The sequence below is a fragment of the Spirosoma aerophilum genome (assembly GCF_054782495.1).
The window spans coordinates 426,280-442,644 of the sequence record NZ_BAAGSJ010000036.1; the positions used below are offsets into that span (position 1 = coordinate 426,280).

Annotated in this window: 9 protein-coding genes; all 9 read left to right on the top strand. The window is 51.9% G+C overall.

The window, feature by feature from the left end; translation table 11 throughout:
- The first annotated feature begins 372 nt into the window (after nt 1-372).
- The 9 genes from ACYVK4_RS29670 to ACYVK4_RS29710 all read left to right on the top strand — a co-directional run bounded on the left by ACYVK4_RS29670 (nt 373) and on the right by ACYVK4_RS29710 (nt 15,822).
- The gene (locus ACYVK4_RS29670) at nt 373-1,113 is read left to right on the top strand and encodes an HAD family hydrolase (protein ID WP_461131207.1); all 741 of its coding nucleotides are present in this window, start codon (nt 373-375) and stop codon (nt 1,111-1,113) included.
- A gap of 94 nt (nt 1,114-1,207) precedes the next feature.
- On the top strand, nt 1,208-2,356 hold the full coding sequence (locus ACYVK4_RS29675) for a TIGR03364 family FAD-dependent oxidoreductase (RefSeq protein WP_461131208.1): 1,149 nt from the start codon (nt 1,208-1,210) through the stop codon (nt 2,354-2,356).
- 268 nt (nt 2,357-2,624) lie between these two features.
- Nucleotides 2,625-5,753: a SusC/RagA family TonB-linked outer membrane protein gene (locus ACYVK4_RS29680; protein WP_461131225.1), complete on the top strand. Its 3,129-nt coding sequence runs from the start codon at nt 2,625-2,627 to the stop codon at nt 5,751-5,753.
- Between the two features lie 82 nt (nt 5,754-5,835).
- Entirely contained in the window at nt 5,836-7,431 is a 1,596-nt protein-coding gene (locus ACYVK4_RS29685; protein ID WP_461131209.1) for a SusD/RagB family nutrient-binding outer membrane lipoprotein, read from the top strand.
- A gap of 81 nt (nt 7,432-7,512) precedes the next feature.
- On the top strand, nt 7,513-8,427 hold the full coding sequence (locus ACYVK4_RS29690) for a metallophosphoesterase family protein (protein ID WP_461131210.1): 915 nt from the start codon (nt 7,513-7,515) through the stop codon (nt 8,425-8,427).
- A gap of 98 nt (nt 8,428-8,525) precedes the next feature.
- On the top strand, nt 8,526-9,089 hold the full coding sequence (locus tag ACYVK4_RS29695; RefSeq protein WP_461131211.1) for an HD domain-containing protein: 564 nt from the start codon (nt 8,526-8,528) through the stop codon (nt 9,087-9,089).
- A gap of 154 nt (nt 9,090-9,243) precedes the next feature.
- The gene (locus ACYVK4_RS29700) at nt 9,244-12,036 is read left to right on the top strand and encodes a phosphoesterase (protein ID WP_461131212.1); all 2,793 of its coding nucleotides are present in this window, start codon (nt 9,244-9,246) and stop codon (nt 12,034-12,036) included.
- A gap of 94 nt (nt 12,037-12,130) precedes the next feature.
- Nucleotides 12,131-14,392 carry a TonB-dependent receptor gene (locus ACYVK4_RS29705; RefSeq protein ID WP_461131213.1) on the top strand — a complete coding sequence of 754 codons (2,262 nt, stop codon included), beginning with the start codon at nt 12,131-12,133 and terminating at the stop codon, nt 14,390-14,392.
- A gap of 143 nt (nt 14,393-14,535) precedes the next feature.
- Nucleotides 14,536-15,822: a DUF5690 family protein gene (locus tag ACYVK4_RS29710; protein WP_461131214.1), complete on the top strand. Its 1,287-nt coding sequence runs from the start codon at nt 14,536-14,538 to the stop codon at nt 15,820-15,822.
- Nucleotides 15,823-16,365: the final 543 nt, after the last annotated feature.

The following is a 16,365-nucleotide window of genomic DNA, read 5'->3' on the forward strand; positions in this document are numbered from 1 at the left end:
TTTTATGCCCTTTTTTAATAAGAAAAAGTACGATTTGCTGATAAGCGTCACCGCAAACGTTTGCGGTAACGCTTGCGACGTAAAAAGGGAATCTTAAAAACGTTTTATTTTCTATACGATCTGAACGTCTTATGAGTTGAGCTATAAAAGGGAGGTTAGCCGGATTTTATGGTCCGTCTTTTTAAAATTATATTCGTTCGGTAGAGAATGGCCGACAAGGGAAGAAAGAGGATTGGCGTAGCAGTCGTAACATTTCGGTAAGTGATGGGTATTGGCAAATTCATGGAATTATTTATTTCTTAATCCAGCAAAAGCACACCGTAACAAAAGTTTCTGTTGATTTGCTTACTTTTCCCTCTCATTCTCTGAACTATGCAACCAATTGAACTAGTGGTATTTGATATGGCGGGCACCACCGTAACCGACCATCATGAGGTAGAGCGATGTTTCGCGGAGGCTGCCGTCGAAACCGGTTTGTCGGTTACTGATGAGCGCATTCTGGCCATGCAGGGGCTTTCTAAACGCTATGTGTTTGAAACGCTCTGGAAAGAGCAATTGGGCGAAGACAGTCCTGACGTTCAGCCAAAAGTTGATGTTTCGTACGATGCCTTCCGTCGGATTCTGGAAAATCATTACCTCACGCAGGGCGCAATACCCACCGAGGGGTGTCTCGAGACCTTCGCCTACCTGCACGAACGGGGTATTGCCATTGCGCTCACAACAGGCTTTTATCGTGTGGTGACTGATATTATTTTGGGAAAACTCGGCTGGCTCGACGGCCTCAACGACCAACGAGTTGGCTCAGCGGACAGCCTGCTACAGGCGTCCATTGCCAGCGATGAAGTAGAGCGCGGGCGGCCGTACCCTCAAATGATCGAGCGTGCCATGAAACTGCTTGGGGTTACGAACCCAAAAGCCGTTGTGAATATTGGGGATACGCCGTCTGATTTGCTCTCGGGACGAGCAGCCGGGGTCGCGTTGAATCTGGGCCTTGTAAACGGTACCCATACCCGCGAGCAGCTGGAATCACATCCGCATGATCTGTTGCTGGGATCGCTCCGGGAATTACCGGCTCTGCTGGAAGCCCGGGAAGTATCAATGACTAATGTTTAATGTAAAATACCATTACTAAAATCGCCCGCGAGTGAGCCGGGTAGTTATAGAATTATATTCTTCATTCTATACGCTACATTATACATTATCGAATATGCTTTCTTACGATCTGATTGTAATTGGTGCCGGAGCTCTCGGCACCTTCCACGCCTACCATGCCGCTAAAGCCGGAAAACGGGTGTTACTGCTCGAAAAAGACCAGTATCCCATCGGTGCCACCGTTCGCAATTTCGGGCAGGCAGTACCCTCGGGACTGGCTGGACGATGGTTCGACTACGGTCGGCGGAGTCTGGACATATACCGGGATATTCAGCAGGAAACCGACATCTCCGTACGCCGGAATGGTACGGTCTATATTGCTTCTGATACCGACGAGTGGACGTTAGCCAACGAGCTTCACGACCGGTATCAGCAAATTGGCTACACGAGCGAGTTGTGGACCAAAGCCCAGTGTCTGGCTAAATACCCGACCCTGCAGCCGGGTTATGTGGTAGGTGGTATTTATTTCCCGCAGGAGATGAGTGTGGAGCCGGAGCAGATGATCCATCGGCTGATTACTTTCGTTCAGCACAAGTTCGGGGTCGATTACCGTCCCGGTTCGGTGGTGATCGATGCCCAGTCGAACGCCAGCGGAGCCACTGTGACCCTCAGCAATCGGCAGCAGTTTCAGGCGGAGCGGGTTATTATATGCAGTGGGCATGAAGTTCGGCTGCTGTTCCCCGATGTGCTGGCTCAGGCTGGTCTGGTGGTTAGTAAACTGCAGATGCTGCTGGTTGAGCCGGTGGTTGGTCTTGATTTGCCGGGGAATATACTGACGGGCCTTACGATTCGCCGGTATGAATCGTTTCAGGAGTGTCCATCTTACGAACGAATATCGGCCAACACCCCCGAGCACCTCGCTGAACTCAAAAAGTGGGGTATCCATATTCTCTTCAAGCAGGCAACAGATGGCTCCATCATTGTGGGCGACTCGCACGAATACGCCCAAGCAACGCAGGCAGAAGACCTCGGTTACCATACGCAGGATTTTATCAATGACCTGATGCTGGCCGAAGCCCGGCGCATTGTTACCTTCCCGTTAACCGTTCGTAAAACCTGGGCCGGGTTTTACAGCCAGACAAAAGATGAAATTTTTGAGTATACCATAGACGATAACATTCGGATAGTGACCGGAATAGGGGGTAAAGGCATGAGTTCGGGTGCCGGTTTTGCCGAAAGCAATATTCAGCAATGGTTAGGATGAACTTTTGAACATTTTTGCAAATGAAAATATTTGGCATTTAAATATTAAGGCAGAATATATATTCTGCCTTTTTGTTCATATACTGGTAATATATACTTAATATTAAGCCAATAACCAAATGATACTTTTGCCGAAATTTACTTAAGCAAACTAACCAGTCACACGTATGAAGCTCTGTTTACAATCTTCAGCGCCATGGCAACGGACAATCGCTTCCCGCGATGTATGCCGTTTGTACGTGGCGTTTTTATTTTGCCTGTTATCCGGTATGTCGGCTCTGGCGCAGACGATCACCGGGCGCATCACATCGGGCGATGATAACCAGCCACTGCCGGGGGTATCTATCGTTGTTAAAGGAACCAATGCCGGTACAACGTCGCGCGCTGATGGTACTTATTCGATCAATGTACAGCCGTCCAGCACCCTGACATTCTCGTTTATTGGCTATGCCACTCAGGAAATAGCCGTAGCGAATCGTACTAAACTAGACGTGATGATGGTGGCTGGTGACCGGACGCTCACCGAAGTGGTTGTGACGGCTCTTGGTATCAAAAAAGACATTCGGCAAACGGGGGTTTCCATTCAGTCAGTAGACGGTGCTCAACTGCTGAAAGCCCGTGAACCGAACGCCGTGAATGGTTTGGTTGGTAAAGTAGCTGGTCTGACCATCGGTGCCTCCGCCGAACTGTTGCGCCGGCCCAATATCGTGCTGCGGGGTAATACCGATGTGCTGTTTGTCGTGGATGGGGTACCCATCAACTCCGATACCTGGAATATCAACCCGGACGATATTGAAACGTACTCCGTGCTGAAAGGAGCGTCAGCGTCGGCATTGTATGGTTTCCGGGGTAAGAACGGAGCGATCCTGATCACGACCAAACGTGGCACAAAAGATAAGCGTGGCTTTGCCGTTGATGTCAACACAAGCCAGATGGTCGACAACGGCTTCCTGGCCATTCCAAAAGTACAAGACGAATACGGCCCCGGCGACCATGGCGTGTATGAATTTGTGGACGGGAAAGGGGGTGGTAAAAACGATGGTGATTACGACATCTGGGGCCCTCGCTTCGAAGGTCAGCTGATTCCCCAGTACGACAGCCCTATCGATCCGGCTACCGGCAAACGGATAGGTACGCCCTGGGTGGCTCGCGGTAAAGACAACCTTAAGCGGTTTTTGCAGGCTGGTATTCTATCGACCAACAACATCTCGGTATCGTCGTCGGGTGAGAAATATGACCTGCGTTTCTCGGTATCGCATAACTACCAGCGTGGTCTGGTGCCTAATACCAAGCTGAACAGCACGACGTTCAAAGTGTCGACGGGCTATAATTTCTCCAATCGCCTGCGGTTTGAGGGTGATGTCCAGGTAAACCGCCAGTTTACGCCCAATATTCCCGACGTGAATTACGGACCCAACTCCATGATTTATAACATCGTAATCTGGGGTGGTGCCGACTGGGATGTTGATCAGCTGAAGAATTACTGGCAGCCGGGTAAAGAGGGGACGCAACAGATTTATGCTGAGTATCAGCGGTATAATAACCCCTGGTTCACGGCGAAAGAGTGGCTGCGCGGACATTACAAAACGGATATTGTCGGTCAGACCTCCCTCAAATATAACATTGCCGATGGTCTTGACCTCACGCTGCGTACTCAGGTGTCAACCTGGAACCTGCTGCGTAATGAGAAGTTTCCCTATTCCGCGACCAGCTACGGCCGTGAAGAAACGAAAGGTGACTACCGTGAAGACCGCCGGAATTTGCTGGATAACAACACCGACTTACTGCTTAAATACAACAAGCGGGTTAGTCCGCTGCTGAACGTCAACGCCATTGCGGGGGGTAACCTGCGGGTGTATAACTACAACTCGAACTACACCTCGACCAACTACCTGAACGTGCCGGGCGTGTATAACTTTGCCAACTCGCTCAATCCGGTTGTTGCGTCGAACTTCCAGTCCGATATGCGGGTACTGTCGGCTTATTACTCCGCTGACTTTACCCTGAAGGATTTCGTAACCCTCTCGACGACTGGCCGGATGGATAAATTATCGACCCTGCCCAAAGGCAACAACACTTTCTTCTATCCATCGGTGGCGTTGAGTACGGTATTGTCTGATTATCTGCGGTTGCCCCAGGCCATTTCATTCCTGAAGTTCCGGGCTTCGTATGCCAATGTAAAAGACGGACTGACCCAATCGACCATTGGTGTGCCAAACTGGTCGCTGGGTTATGGAGAGCAGTATCAGTCGTCGTATGACGGGCCAACCTATCAGAATGCCGCCGTATACGGAACACCGTTAACGGTTAACAATACATCAACGGCCTACTTTACCAATGCGCTGAACAACCCCAACATCAAGCCTAACAGTACATCGCAGACGGAGGTAGGTTTGGACGTTCGGTTCCTGAACAACCGCCTGGCCTTCGATGCCGCTTATTATATCAGCGACGACGGCCCACGTATTTTCAATCTGCCTATTTCCGAAACAACCGGCTATTCATCCGCGCTGGTGAACGGTATCAAAACCCAGAAAAAAGGCATAGAACTGTCGCTGACAGGTAAAGTATTGACAAATCCCAGTGGCCTGAACTGGGATGTACTAGCCAACTGGTCGACGTATAAAGAGGTGTATAAAGACTTCTATCCTGGGGTAACGGCGCTGAACACCTTCTTTAAAGTTGGCGACCGAACGGATAAATACTACACCTCAACCTTCGTGCGCACGCCCGATGGACAAATTATCAACGATGCCGGTGGACGGCCTATTCGGACCACAGTGGCGCAATATGTTGGCAACATCAACCCGGATTGGGTATTTGGTCTGAACAACCGATTCAGCTACAAAAACCTGACCTTCAGCTTCCAGGTCGATGGGCGTGTGGGGGGTGTGATTTCTGACTACGTTGAGCAAAAAACATGGGCTGGCGGTCGCATTATCAACACCGTGCAGGGCGATATGGGTGTGGCTCGACTGAACGATACAAAAGGAATCAAGTCGTATCTGGGAGAGGGCGTTCAGGTGAGCAACGGAGCCGTCATAAACTACAATTCAGATGGCTTCGTAACCAACTACGCTGAGCTGCAGTATAAACCAAACGAAACCAAAGCGTTTTTGCAGGATTATATTGCCCGGCGCTACGGCTTCGACGGTGGGAATATTATCAGCCGCACGTACGTAAAACTTCGTGAGGTAGTGGTTGGCTATTCACTGCCGCAGGTGTTCACCAGCCGACTGGGTATCAAGCAGGCATCTGTTTCGCTGGTGGCCCGTAACCTCCTCTACTTCGCCGAACGGACAGACATCGACATCGATCAGTTTACGAGCGGTGGCCGTTCGGATCTGCAAACGCCAACGACTCGTCGCTACGGTATCAACCTGAACCTGACCTTTTAATTAGGGAAGAATGTAGAATGATGAGTGACGAATAATCTTGCTTATCAGGTTGCGTTCTTTCCTTCTTCTCTCTTTAAAAATCATGAAACTGAACAAACTTATTTTTCCCATATTGGCCATTGCGTTAGGGCTAACCAGTTGCGAAAAGTCGTTCGACGAACTTGAAAAAGACCCCAACCGGGCCGTAAATGCACCGGCTTCCCTCGTGTTGAAGGGGATTTTGAACGATATGTACAACAGTGGCAACAGCCCGTCCGGTTTTTCGGGGGTGACAAACCAGCCCTGGGGTTCTGAACAACGTTATAACCAGTTCTACGCCAGTAATTACGATTACTACGCGACCAATGAGTATAACTGGACAACGACGAGCCTGAATTTTTTCACGCTGAAAGACGTGATCAAAATGGAAGCCGAAGCCAAACGGGCCGGTGCCGCCGATGTGAACCCTTATGCTGCCCTGGGTAAGTTCTTTCGGGCGTATTTCTACGAAAATATGACCCGGCGCGTGGGCGATATTCCGCTGACGGAAGCCCTGAAAGATTTGGGTAATCTGACACCCAAGTACGATTCGCAGAAGGCCGTTTATGTCCAGATTCTGAAATGGCTCGATGATGCTAACACCGATATGGCGGCCATCATTAGCAAAGGCGATAACACGCTGGCGGGCGATTTTTATTTAAACAATGACCTGCGCAAGTGGCAGAAGGTCATTAACGCCTACCGGATACGCGTTCTCATTAGCCTGAGCAAGAAAGAAGGCGATACGGAACTCGCCGTTAAGCAAAAGTTCGCGGATATGGTTGGTAACGCCACCAGGTATCCACTGCCAACGGGTCTGAGCGATAATCTGCAATATATTCACAACAGCACCCAGAGCAAATACCCCCGCAATCAGGATAACTTTGGTCAGAACGCCACCCGCGAAAACATGGCTAAAACCTACATCGATTTGTTGGTAGAGCGTAAAGATCCGCGCCTGTTCGTCGTCGCTGAACCGGCATCTGCCAAGCTGAAATCGGGTTTGCAACCAACCGATTTTGCGGCTTTTGTGGGTGCTTCGTCGGGCGAGGATTTGCAGGATATGGCCACTAAAGTGCTGAAAGGGGAGTACTCGTTCCAGAACCGGAAGCATTATTACACGTCCTATCTGGGCGAACCCGTGTTCATTATCGGCTATCCTGAACTGATGTTTAACATTGCCGAAGGCATCAACCGGGGCTGGGCTACGGGCGATGCCGCCAGCTATTACCAGAAAGGCATTGCCGCGTCGATGGAATTTTACGGATTGAAAGATGGCGATAACACCGTGACCTTCTCGCGGGATGGGGGTATTTTCAACTTCGACAACTACACGGTCAAAGTGAGTCTCGCTGATTACCTGGCGCAGGCATCCGTAAAATATGCCGGCAATAACGTCACGGGCCTGAACCAGATTCTGACGCAGAAATACATTGCGTTTTTCCAGAATTCGGGTCTGGAAGCGTTTTACAACCAGCGCCGGACGGGCGTGCCGACCTTCCTGACGGGTGTAGGTACCAGCAACAGCGGACGGATTCCGAAACGGTGGCTCTATCCGCAAAGCGAGCGGACCACCAACGGCGATAATCTGAATTCGGCTTTGACTAACCAGTATGGCGGTAAAGATGATATCAACGCCACTATGTGGTTGTTGCAATAATCTCGCCCTGCCTGAACAGTAAACAAGTAGCTAGCAGACCTATAAGGTTTTAAAAACCTTATAGGTCTTTTTCCTGAACTGATGAACCGTAGAACCCTCCTCAAATCAGCGGCTTTATTGCCAACAATAGGCGCCCAAACAGTTGTAAAACCACAACTGGCCCGTAAGCGCTCCGTTCGCTTCGCTTACCTCGGCGATACGCACATTACACCGGACGTTAAGCCGATCGAAAGTGTCGCCAGGTGCTTCCATCATGCCCAAAGCCAATCCGATAAGCCGTCGTTTATCCTGCATGGGGGCGATGTGATCATGGATGCGCTGGCCGAAGACCGGCAGAAGGTACAGCAGCAGTGGGATGCCTGGAACAAACTCGTCAAGTCCGATAATTCACTGCCTATCGAGTATTGCATCGGTAATCACGATATCTGGGGTTTCGAGAATGCTAAGAGTGATTTGCTGTATGGGAAGAAGTGGGCTATCGACCAGATGAAAATCAGTGGTCGCTACCGGAGTTTCGACCGGAACGGCTGGCATTTTATTGTTCTGGACAGTGTGCAGCCCAAACCCGACGGTAAATGGTATACCGGCAACATTGATCCTGAACAAATGGACTGGCTGAAAGCTGACCTGGCCAAAACAAATCCGAAAACGCCCATTCTGGTTCTGTCACACATTCCAATTTTTAGCCCGACCGGCTTTTTCAGCGAGACGAACGTGAAAGAAGGCATTTGGAACATCTCGGCAGGTCTTGTTCTGGCCAACACCCCCGAGTTGCTTAAGCTATTTTATCAGTATCCAAATGTAAAAGCGGCCCTGAGTGGGCACATGCATTTACTGGACCGGGTTGAGTACAACGGCGTGACTTACCTTTGCAACGGGGCCGTTAGCGGTAACTGGTGGAAAAGCGACGTTTATCAGCAAACGAAAGCCGGATACGCCCTCTTTGATTTGTACGACGACGGCAGTATAGAACGAACGTATTTGTCCTATACGTAGAACCGGGCGTCCCTGCCGGCCTTCGGGCCTGTTCGTTTCTTTCCTGCTGACTCTATAATTACCACATACCCTCCCGGGCGAGATGCCCGGCATTACCTATGCAAACCATTGCCAACCTCTTTGCTCAGGGCGGTGACGACGCCTACTTCGGCGAGCCGATCACCCAACTCGAACATGCACTTCAGTGCGCTCAATTAGCCGAAGAAGCCGGTGCCGATGACGACACCATCGTGGCCGCTTTTCTGCACGACATTGGTCATCTGCTGCCACCCGATCTGGTGGGCGTCGAATCCACGATGGGCTATATGGATGGATACGGCACCGTCGACCACGAGCGGCTTGGTGCCGACTACCTGCGGGAGCAGGGTTTCTCGGAGAAAGTAGCGCAACTGATCGAGAATCACGTTAACGCCAAGCGGTACCTGGTCTATAAAAATCCGGACTACTTTGCCCGCCTGTCAGAAGCGAGTCTGAAAACGCTGGAGTTTCAGGGTGGACCAATGACGGCCATTGAAGCTGCGGCTTTCGAAACGAATCCTTATTTCAAAGGTATTCTGCTTATGCGGACCTGGGATGAACAGGCCAAAATTCCCGGTTTGCCAACCCCCGGTATTGACTATTATATGTCGATTGTAGAGCGCAATGCCAACCGGGTTGACTAGGTTGTGTGACTCTGTACAACGGAGTGGTACTCCGTTGGGCCGTCAGGCCTAAAAGGATGCCAAATAGGCCTGACGGCCTGAGGGGTGATACTCCGTTGTACTGAATTACACAACCTAATCAACCCCCTTCACCCACCTTTTCATTAGCCCTGCTATGAAGTACTTTTTCCTTTTGGGTTTACTTTTTACTGCGCTTCATTCCATTGCACAGCCCCGTCCTGCCCGAACCGCTGCGGTATCCGCTGGTGTCAAAACCTACACAACCTTACAGGTGCCCGGTAGGACTGAGTTTTGTAAAATAGACGTTAATGGAAAATCTGTTTTGCCGAGTGGTCGCTATGTGACACCGGCGGGTCAAACCATCCGCATTGCCAATGACCCGTTTGGACTCGCCATTTCACCCAATGGACAGAAGGCGGTTTCGCTGCACGATGGCATCCTGACCGTCTTCAATCTGGCTTCGCTGCAGGCTACCCGAGTTCCCGATTATGCCGGAACCATACCGCCCGCCCTCAAAGCGGGGTCGTTTCTGGGCGTGGCCTTTGCCCCCGACAACCGCACGGCTTACCTGAGCAATGGCGACAAAGGGCGAGTGCTGGTCTTCGATACGGAGCAGTTCCGAACCATCGACAGCATCAGCCTCGATGGCAATGGTTATGCTGATAGCTTCACGTCTGACTTACTCCTGAATGGCAACGAACTGCTGGTGCTTGACCGGGCGAATTTTCGGATGGTACGCATCGATATTGCCACAAAAAAAATCACAGCGTCTATTCCAACGGGTCGTCAACCCTTCGGCCTTGCCATTAGCCCTGATCGTAAACTGGCTTTTGTCGCGAACGTGGGCTTATATGCCTATCCCAAAGTGCCGGGCGTGACCAAAACTAATAAAGACACGATGGCGCTTAAATTCCCGCCCTACGCGGCTCATACCAAAGAGTCGGCGGAAGGGGTTGAGGTAGAAGGCCGCCGGATTCCGGGATTGGGCAGCCCTCTGGTCGACGAAGCCATGAGCGTCTGGACCGTTAATCTGAGTACGAACAAGGTGGTGAATAAAGCCAAAACGGGCGTGCAGATTGGTGAAATGATCGAGGAAGCCGAAGTCGTTGGCGGGTCGTCGCCCAACTCGGTGGTGGTGGGTAGCCGGTACGCGTACGTGTCCAATGCCACGAACGACAATATTTCCATTCTTGACTACAAACAGCCCGGCAAATCGGGCAAAAAACCAGTGGGTACGATCGCCCTTAAAGTCGACCCGAAGCTGGACCGTTACCGGGGGTTGATGCCCTTTGGGATGGCCCTGACCAACGACCAGAAGACGCTGTATGTCGCCTTGCTGGCGCTCAATGCCGTGGCCGTTGTGGATGTGCCCACGCGTAAGGTTCGGGGGTTAATTCCAACTGGCTGGGGGCCAACGCGGGTAGCTCTGTCGCCGGATGAGAAAACCGCTTATGTGATTTCGGCAAGGGGGCACGGGGCTGGCCCGAACGGGGGCGCTGCCTTCGTGAAGCCACCGCAGGGTACGTATATCGGCGATATTCAACTAGGTACCTTCCAGGCCGTTTCGGTGCCGGATGCCACTCAGCTGGCAACCTACACAAAGCAGGTGCTGGCGAATACGTACGAGATCGTTACCCTCACCGACGATGGCCGGAATCCGTTGCCGGTATTACCCAAAACGCGCCAGTCGCCCATCAAACACATTGTGTACATCACGAAAGAAAATCGGACGTATGATGAGGTACTGGGGCAGCTGAAGTCAGCTAATGGCGATTCGACACTGGCCCGCTTTGGCGAAGGCGTCACCATTAAGACCCGCGTGTCAACCAGTCGGGGAACCAGCGGTCGAACCACCGATAATGCTGTAGACAGCGTTCGCGTAACGGGTGCCGACATCATGCCGAATCACCTGCGGGTAGCCCGACAGTTTGCGTTCTCCGATAATTTCTACTGCGATTCGGATGCGAGTATTCATGGGCATCACTGGATGCTGGGTACCATTCCCAACGAATGGGTGGAGGCTAATGCCGCTTCGGAAGGGCGGTTCGACATGGATTCCAAAGCGCCCGGTCGGCGGTTTCCCAAAGCGTCCGGCGCGATAGATCCGGAAGATTACAACGAGATCGGCGGTCTTTGGGAGGCTTTTGAACGCCACAAAGTTTCGCTCTACAACTTCGGTCAGGTCAATGAATTTGCCGGCAATGTAGAAGAGTGGACAACGACGCAGTTTGGCGCGGCCCAGTCGGTGGTGTTCCCTATGCCAAAAGCCGTGTACCCGCACACCTCGCGCGACTTTGCGGGATACAACACCAACGTACCCGACCAGTACCGCATGGAGCAGTTTGAGCGGGAGTTTACGGCGAAGTGGATCAAGGGGAAAGAGAAAATGCCCCAGTTCGTGACGATGCAGATACCGAACGACCACGGTGCCGGGCCTCGTCCGGACTTCGCCTATCCGTATCTGCATTCGTACATGGCCGATAACGATCTGGCGGTTGGTCGGGTGCTGCATTTTCTCTCGCGTACCAAATACTGGAAGAATATGCTCGTCATCATTACGGAAGATGACCCGCAGGGGGGCGTCGACCACGTCGACGCGCACCGGTCAGTATTGCTGATGGCCGGACCCTATGTTAAACGGGGCTATGTATCGCACACGCACGCCAACTTCGGGTCGGTGCTTAAAACGATGTACAACATCCTCGGTGTACCGTACGTGAACCAGTATGACCAGACGGCTTCTTTGTTACAGGATTTCTTCACGGACAAGCCCGACTTTCGCCCTTATGAAGTCGTACTGCCCGATGGCCGGGTATTTGATCCGCAAGCAGCCATGAAGCCTTACAAAAAGGTATTCGACTGGCGCAAAATCCAGAAAGGCCCCGAAATGGACGACCGTGCCGACCAGCGCGCCGAACATTACCGCCAGCAGAACGGGGAATATTAACGTAGTACTGACCGGGACGGTCGGGTGTGACCTTCGTAAAGTCATGTCTACCTAGACCGTCCCGGTTGGCAGTATTAAATCTTTTTATTTATAAATGAATCGCTTACCCATTCTTCTTTTCTGTCTGCTGAGTAGCTTCCTGGCTCATGCCCAAACCCTGACCGGCATTGTCCGGGATGCACGAACCGACCTGCCGCTTGCTGGTGTGGCCGTGCGCGTTCTGCAAACGAGTCAGGGAACCATTACCAATTCGCTCGGTGAGTTTAAGCTGTACAATGTTCCGGCTGGTAACAGTACGCTCCGTATTAGTTCAGTTGGGTATCGGGCGCAGGAGGAAGCTGTTTCGCCAGGCCGGTCAGACGTGAAACTGTCGATTCGGCTGTCACCCGTAATCCTACAGCTTAACCAACAAACCGTCACCACGGCGCAGCGCGTCGAATCGTCCGACTTCATTCGGCCCGAAGTGACCAGCGTGGTATCGGCGCGCGATTTACGTCAGCGGGCTCCCCGCACAGTTCCCGAAGCGTTATTTGGTACAACGGGCGTCTGGTTGCAGAAAACGAATCATGGGGGCGGGTCGCCGTTTGTGCGGGGATTAACGGGCCAGCAGACCCTATTGCTGGTCGATGGTATCCGGCTCAACAACGCCACGTTTCGCTCTGGCCCCAATCAATACCTAACTACCATCGACCCACAGAGCGTTCGCCAGATCGAAGTGGTTCGGAGCACAGGCTCGGTGGCCTACGGGTCCGATGCCATTGGGGGTGTTATCAATGTGCTGACTAAAACCCCGCAATTTTCGGATAAGCCGGGTGTAACGGGAAGCTTTTTCGGTAAAGCCATGACGCAGAATATGGAGTACAGCGGCCGGGCCGAATTAGGGTTTTCGTCGCCCAATGTGGCCGTTCTGGGTGGTTTAGCTTACCGAAAATTCGGTGATCTGGTAGCGGGGGAGGGGCTCGGTAAAGAATCGCCAACGGGTTATAATCAGCTTTCCGGCGATATTAAAGCCCGCTTTCGGCTCTCGAACCGCCTGGTGGCAACGGCTGCGTATCAGCACTTGAATCAGGATAGTGTGCCGGTATACCACCGCGTTAAGCTGGAGAATTATGCCTACTATCAATTTAATCCGCAACGGCGGAAGCTGGCCTATGCCCGGCTCGAAGGATTTTATAATCGCCCCTGGCTTGAGTCGGTGCAGCTAACGGCCTCCTGGCAGCAGCAAACGGAAGGACGTCAAAGCCAGCGAAACGGTAACCCGACCGCCATCTATGAGCGCGATGAAACGACGTCTACCGGACTGACGCTTCTTGTTCGTTCCAATCCGGCGCGTTTCTGGCAGATGCAGAACGGCGTTGAATGGTATCATGACGGAGTTGGTAGCAAACGCGAAGACATCAATACCCAAACCCAAACTGTAACGCCCAAAAGAGGTCTTTATCCCGATGATGCTTCGATGAACAGTCTGGCTGTTTTTTCGCTCCATACCCTGACATTTGACCGCCTTACCCTCACTGGCGGAGCACGTTACAATACGTTCTCGATCCAAATACCAGAGCAAAGACTGGGTTCGGCAGGAACGGGTAATGCACAGGTACAGCCGTCGGCGGTGGTTGGTCATGTAGGTGCTTCGTATGCGATTGTGCCTGCGGTGCGGGTGGTAGGGTCGGTGCAGTCTGCCTTTCGTGCGCCCAATGTCGATGACCTCGGTACGCTGGGTATTGTCGATTTTCGGTACGAAGTGCCCAATGCCAACCTAAAGCCGGAGCAGTCATTTAATAAAGAACTTGGGGTGAAAATCCGTACAAAACGACTGTCGGCTACGGTACTGGCCTACCATAACAGCTTGAGCAATTTCATTAGCCGGGTTCGGGCGGGGGCGGACTCTCTTCAGGGGTATCCGGTCTATCTCAAACAAAACAGCGCCGAGTCATTCATTCGCGGCCTCGAAGCCGACGTCGAATATGAGTTTACTGATAACTGGCTGGCCTATGCCGGAGTTACTTACACCTACGGGCAGAACAAAACGGCCAACGAACCTTTTCGCCGGATTCCCCCCGTCAACGGTCGGCTGAGTCTGACCTATCAACCCGTTGCCGGCTGGTGGGCGCGGGCTGAGTTACTCGTGGCCGGGGCTCAAACCCGGCTGGCCCAGGGCGATAAAGACGACAATCGAATAACGAAAGGCGGCACACCTGCCTGGCAGATTATTAACCTGAACGGTGGCTACCGCTGGCGTTCCCTGACCCTCAGTGCCGAGCTGCAAAATCTGACCAACGAGGCATATCGAACCCACGGTTCCGGTGTTGATGGCATTGGGCGAAGCGCCTGGCTGTCGGTACTGGTGAACTGGTAAGCCGCCGGACTTTTTATGGAACGAAGTTGCAGCGGTCGATTTTGTTTTATCTTGCGTTCTTGCACTCCTGAGTTAAGTGCGGACATACGTATCGTTCACCAAGCATTCTCAACTCTCAGAACATCAACTAACGTAAGCTATTCGTGAAATCCCCTGCTTTTTTACGTAATCCAACGGCGTTCATGCTCTTTGGCGCTACTGCTGCCTTCTGCACGTATGCCTGTATGTATGCTTTCCGAAAAGGAATCACCGCCGTTACGTTCGAGGGGATGGCCTTTGCAGGTATCAGTTACAAAATATGGCTCGTTACGGCTCAGGTGTTTGGCTATGCTGTGTCGAAAGGCATTGGGGTGAAGGTCGTGGCGGAAATGTCGCCGGGACGCCGGGCCATTAGTTTATTGTTTTTTGTAGGTTTTGCGTTGCTGGCCCTGCTTGGCTTCGCGCTGGTTCCGGCCCCGTATAATATTATATTTCTTTTCCTGAACGGTTTGCCGCTGGGGATGGTCTACGGCACCATGATCGGCTTTTTGGAAGGCCGTCGGCAAACGGACGGTCTGGTCGCCGGGCTGACCGCTTCGTTTATCTTCGCATCGGGCTTCGTGAAAACGGTGGCCCTTACCATTCGGGCCGATTGGGGCGTGTCGGAGTTCTGGCTGCCGTTTGTAACGGGTATGTTGTTTGTGCTGCCCATGCTGATCTCGGTGTACGCCCTGACTTTACTGCCACCTCCCACCGATGAAGATCGCGCCCTGCGTACCGAACGCAAGCCCATGGACGGGGCCGAACGGCGGGCTTTTGTCCGTAATTTTCGACTGGGTTTGGTCTTATTGATTGCTTCCTATGTGCTGCTTTCGGCCTTCCGCGATTTTCGCGATAATTTCGGCCCTGAAATCTTGAAAGATGCGGGTGTCGAGAACCCCGGCATTTTTGCCAAGACGGAAACGCTGGTGGCCCTTGGTATCCTGATTGTCATGGCGTTGCTTCAGCGGGTAACGCAGAATTTTCGGGCGTTTGCCTTTCTTAACGGCCTCATGCTGGCCGGTGGGGCCTTAGTTGGACTGAGCACTTATGCGTACTCCACCGGTGCACTCTCGGCTGGTAACTGGTTTCTGCTGACAGGTCTGGGTCTATACATGGCCTACGTACCCTGCAATGGCCTATATTTTGAGCGATTGATTGCCTCCTTCCGGTATGTAAGCACAGTCGGCTTTATGGTCACGCTGGCTGACTGGTACGGCTATCTGGGCAGTGTCGGCGTGTTACTCTACAAAAATTTCGGCCATGCCAACATCAGCTACCGCGAGTTTTTCATGGACGGTGCTTATATTCTGTCGGTGGTATACGGTGTGCTGGTGATTGGATCGTTTATTTATTTCCAGCGGAGGTATAATGCTGAACTGGCGGTACGTGCAGTGGAAGGTGTAGCTTGAAAGTAGCGAACCAGTGCTCGCGCTAGATCAAATAGTAGTATTACGTAAGCCCTCGTTTTTTAAAATAGCTATTTTTTTGTCATCCCGACCGGCCGCCGGTGCAGCAGGAGGGATCTTCGGTAAGTTAACGTGAATAATGGCTGAATGCTGGTTAGCATTCGTTTAACTGAAGATCAGAATCCAGGCTATATCAAAAAGCTTTCACCACAGAGGCACAAAGAACACAGAGGTTGATTAGGGAATAAAGTTTCCTGATCAACCTCTGTGTTCTTTGTGCCTCTGTGGTGAAAGCTTTTTGATCTAATTGCTGCAAAACATAACGTGGGTGATAACTGCGTATAAGCTAGATTTTAAGCTAATCAACCCATTATTCACGTTAAGTTAGAGTAACTGCGTCTCTCTCGAAGATCCCTCCTGCCGCACCGGCGGACCGGTCGGGATGACAAAAACGTATAGCCCAGTTACTCATACTTCACGGTATGTACTAACTAACGTGAATAATGGGTTAGCTCGATCAAAATTTAGCTTATACGTACAGCTAGT

Excerpts from the sequence above, each read along its gene's own strand:
- ACYVK4_RS29670 (WP_461131207.1), top strand. The coding sequence starts at position 373 with ATGCAACCAATTGAACTAGTGGTATTTGATATGGCGGGCACCACCGTA.
- ACYVK4_RS29675 (WP_461131208.1), top strand. The coding sequence starts at position 1,208 with ATGCTTTCTTACGATCTGATTGTAATTGGTGCCGGAGCTCTCGGCACC.
- ACYVK4_RS29680 (WP_461131225.1), top strand. The coding sequence starts at position 2,625 with ATGTCGGCTCTGGCGCAGACGATCACCGGGCGCATCACATCGGGCGAT.
- ACYVK4_RS29685 (WP_461131209.1), top strand. The coding sequence starts at position 5,836 with ATGAAACTGAACAAACTTATTTTTCCCATATTGGCCATTGCGTTAGGG.
- ACYVK4_RS29690 (WP_461131210.1), top strand. The coding sequence starts at position 7,513 with ATGAACCGTAGAACCCTCCTCAAATCAGCGGCTTTATTGCCAACAATA.
- ACYVK4_RS29695 (WP_461131211.1), top strand. The coding sequence starts at position 8,526 with ATGCAAACCATTGCCAACCTCTTTGCTCAGGGCGGTGACGACGCCTAC.
- ACYVK4_RS29700 (WP_461131212.1), top strand. The coding sequence starts at position 9,244 with ATGAAGTACTTTTTCCTTTTGGGTTTACTTTTTACTGCGCTTCATTCC.
- ACYVK4_RS29705 (WP_461131213.1), top strand. The coding sequence starts at position 12,131 with ATGAATCGCTTACCCATTCTTCTTTTCTGTCTGCTGAGTAGCTTCCTG.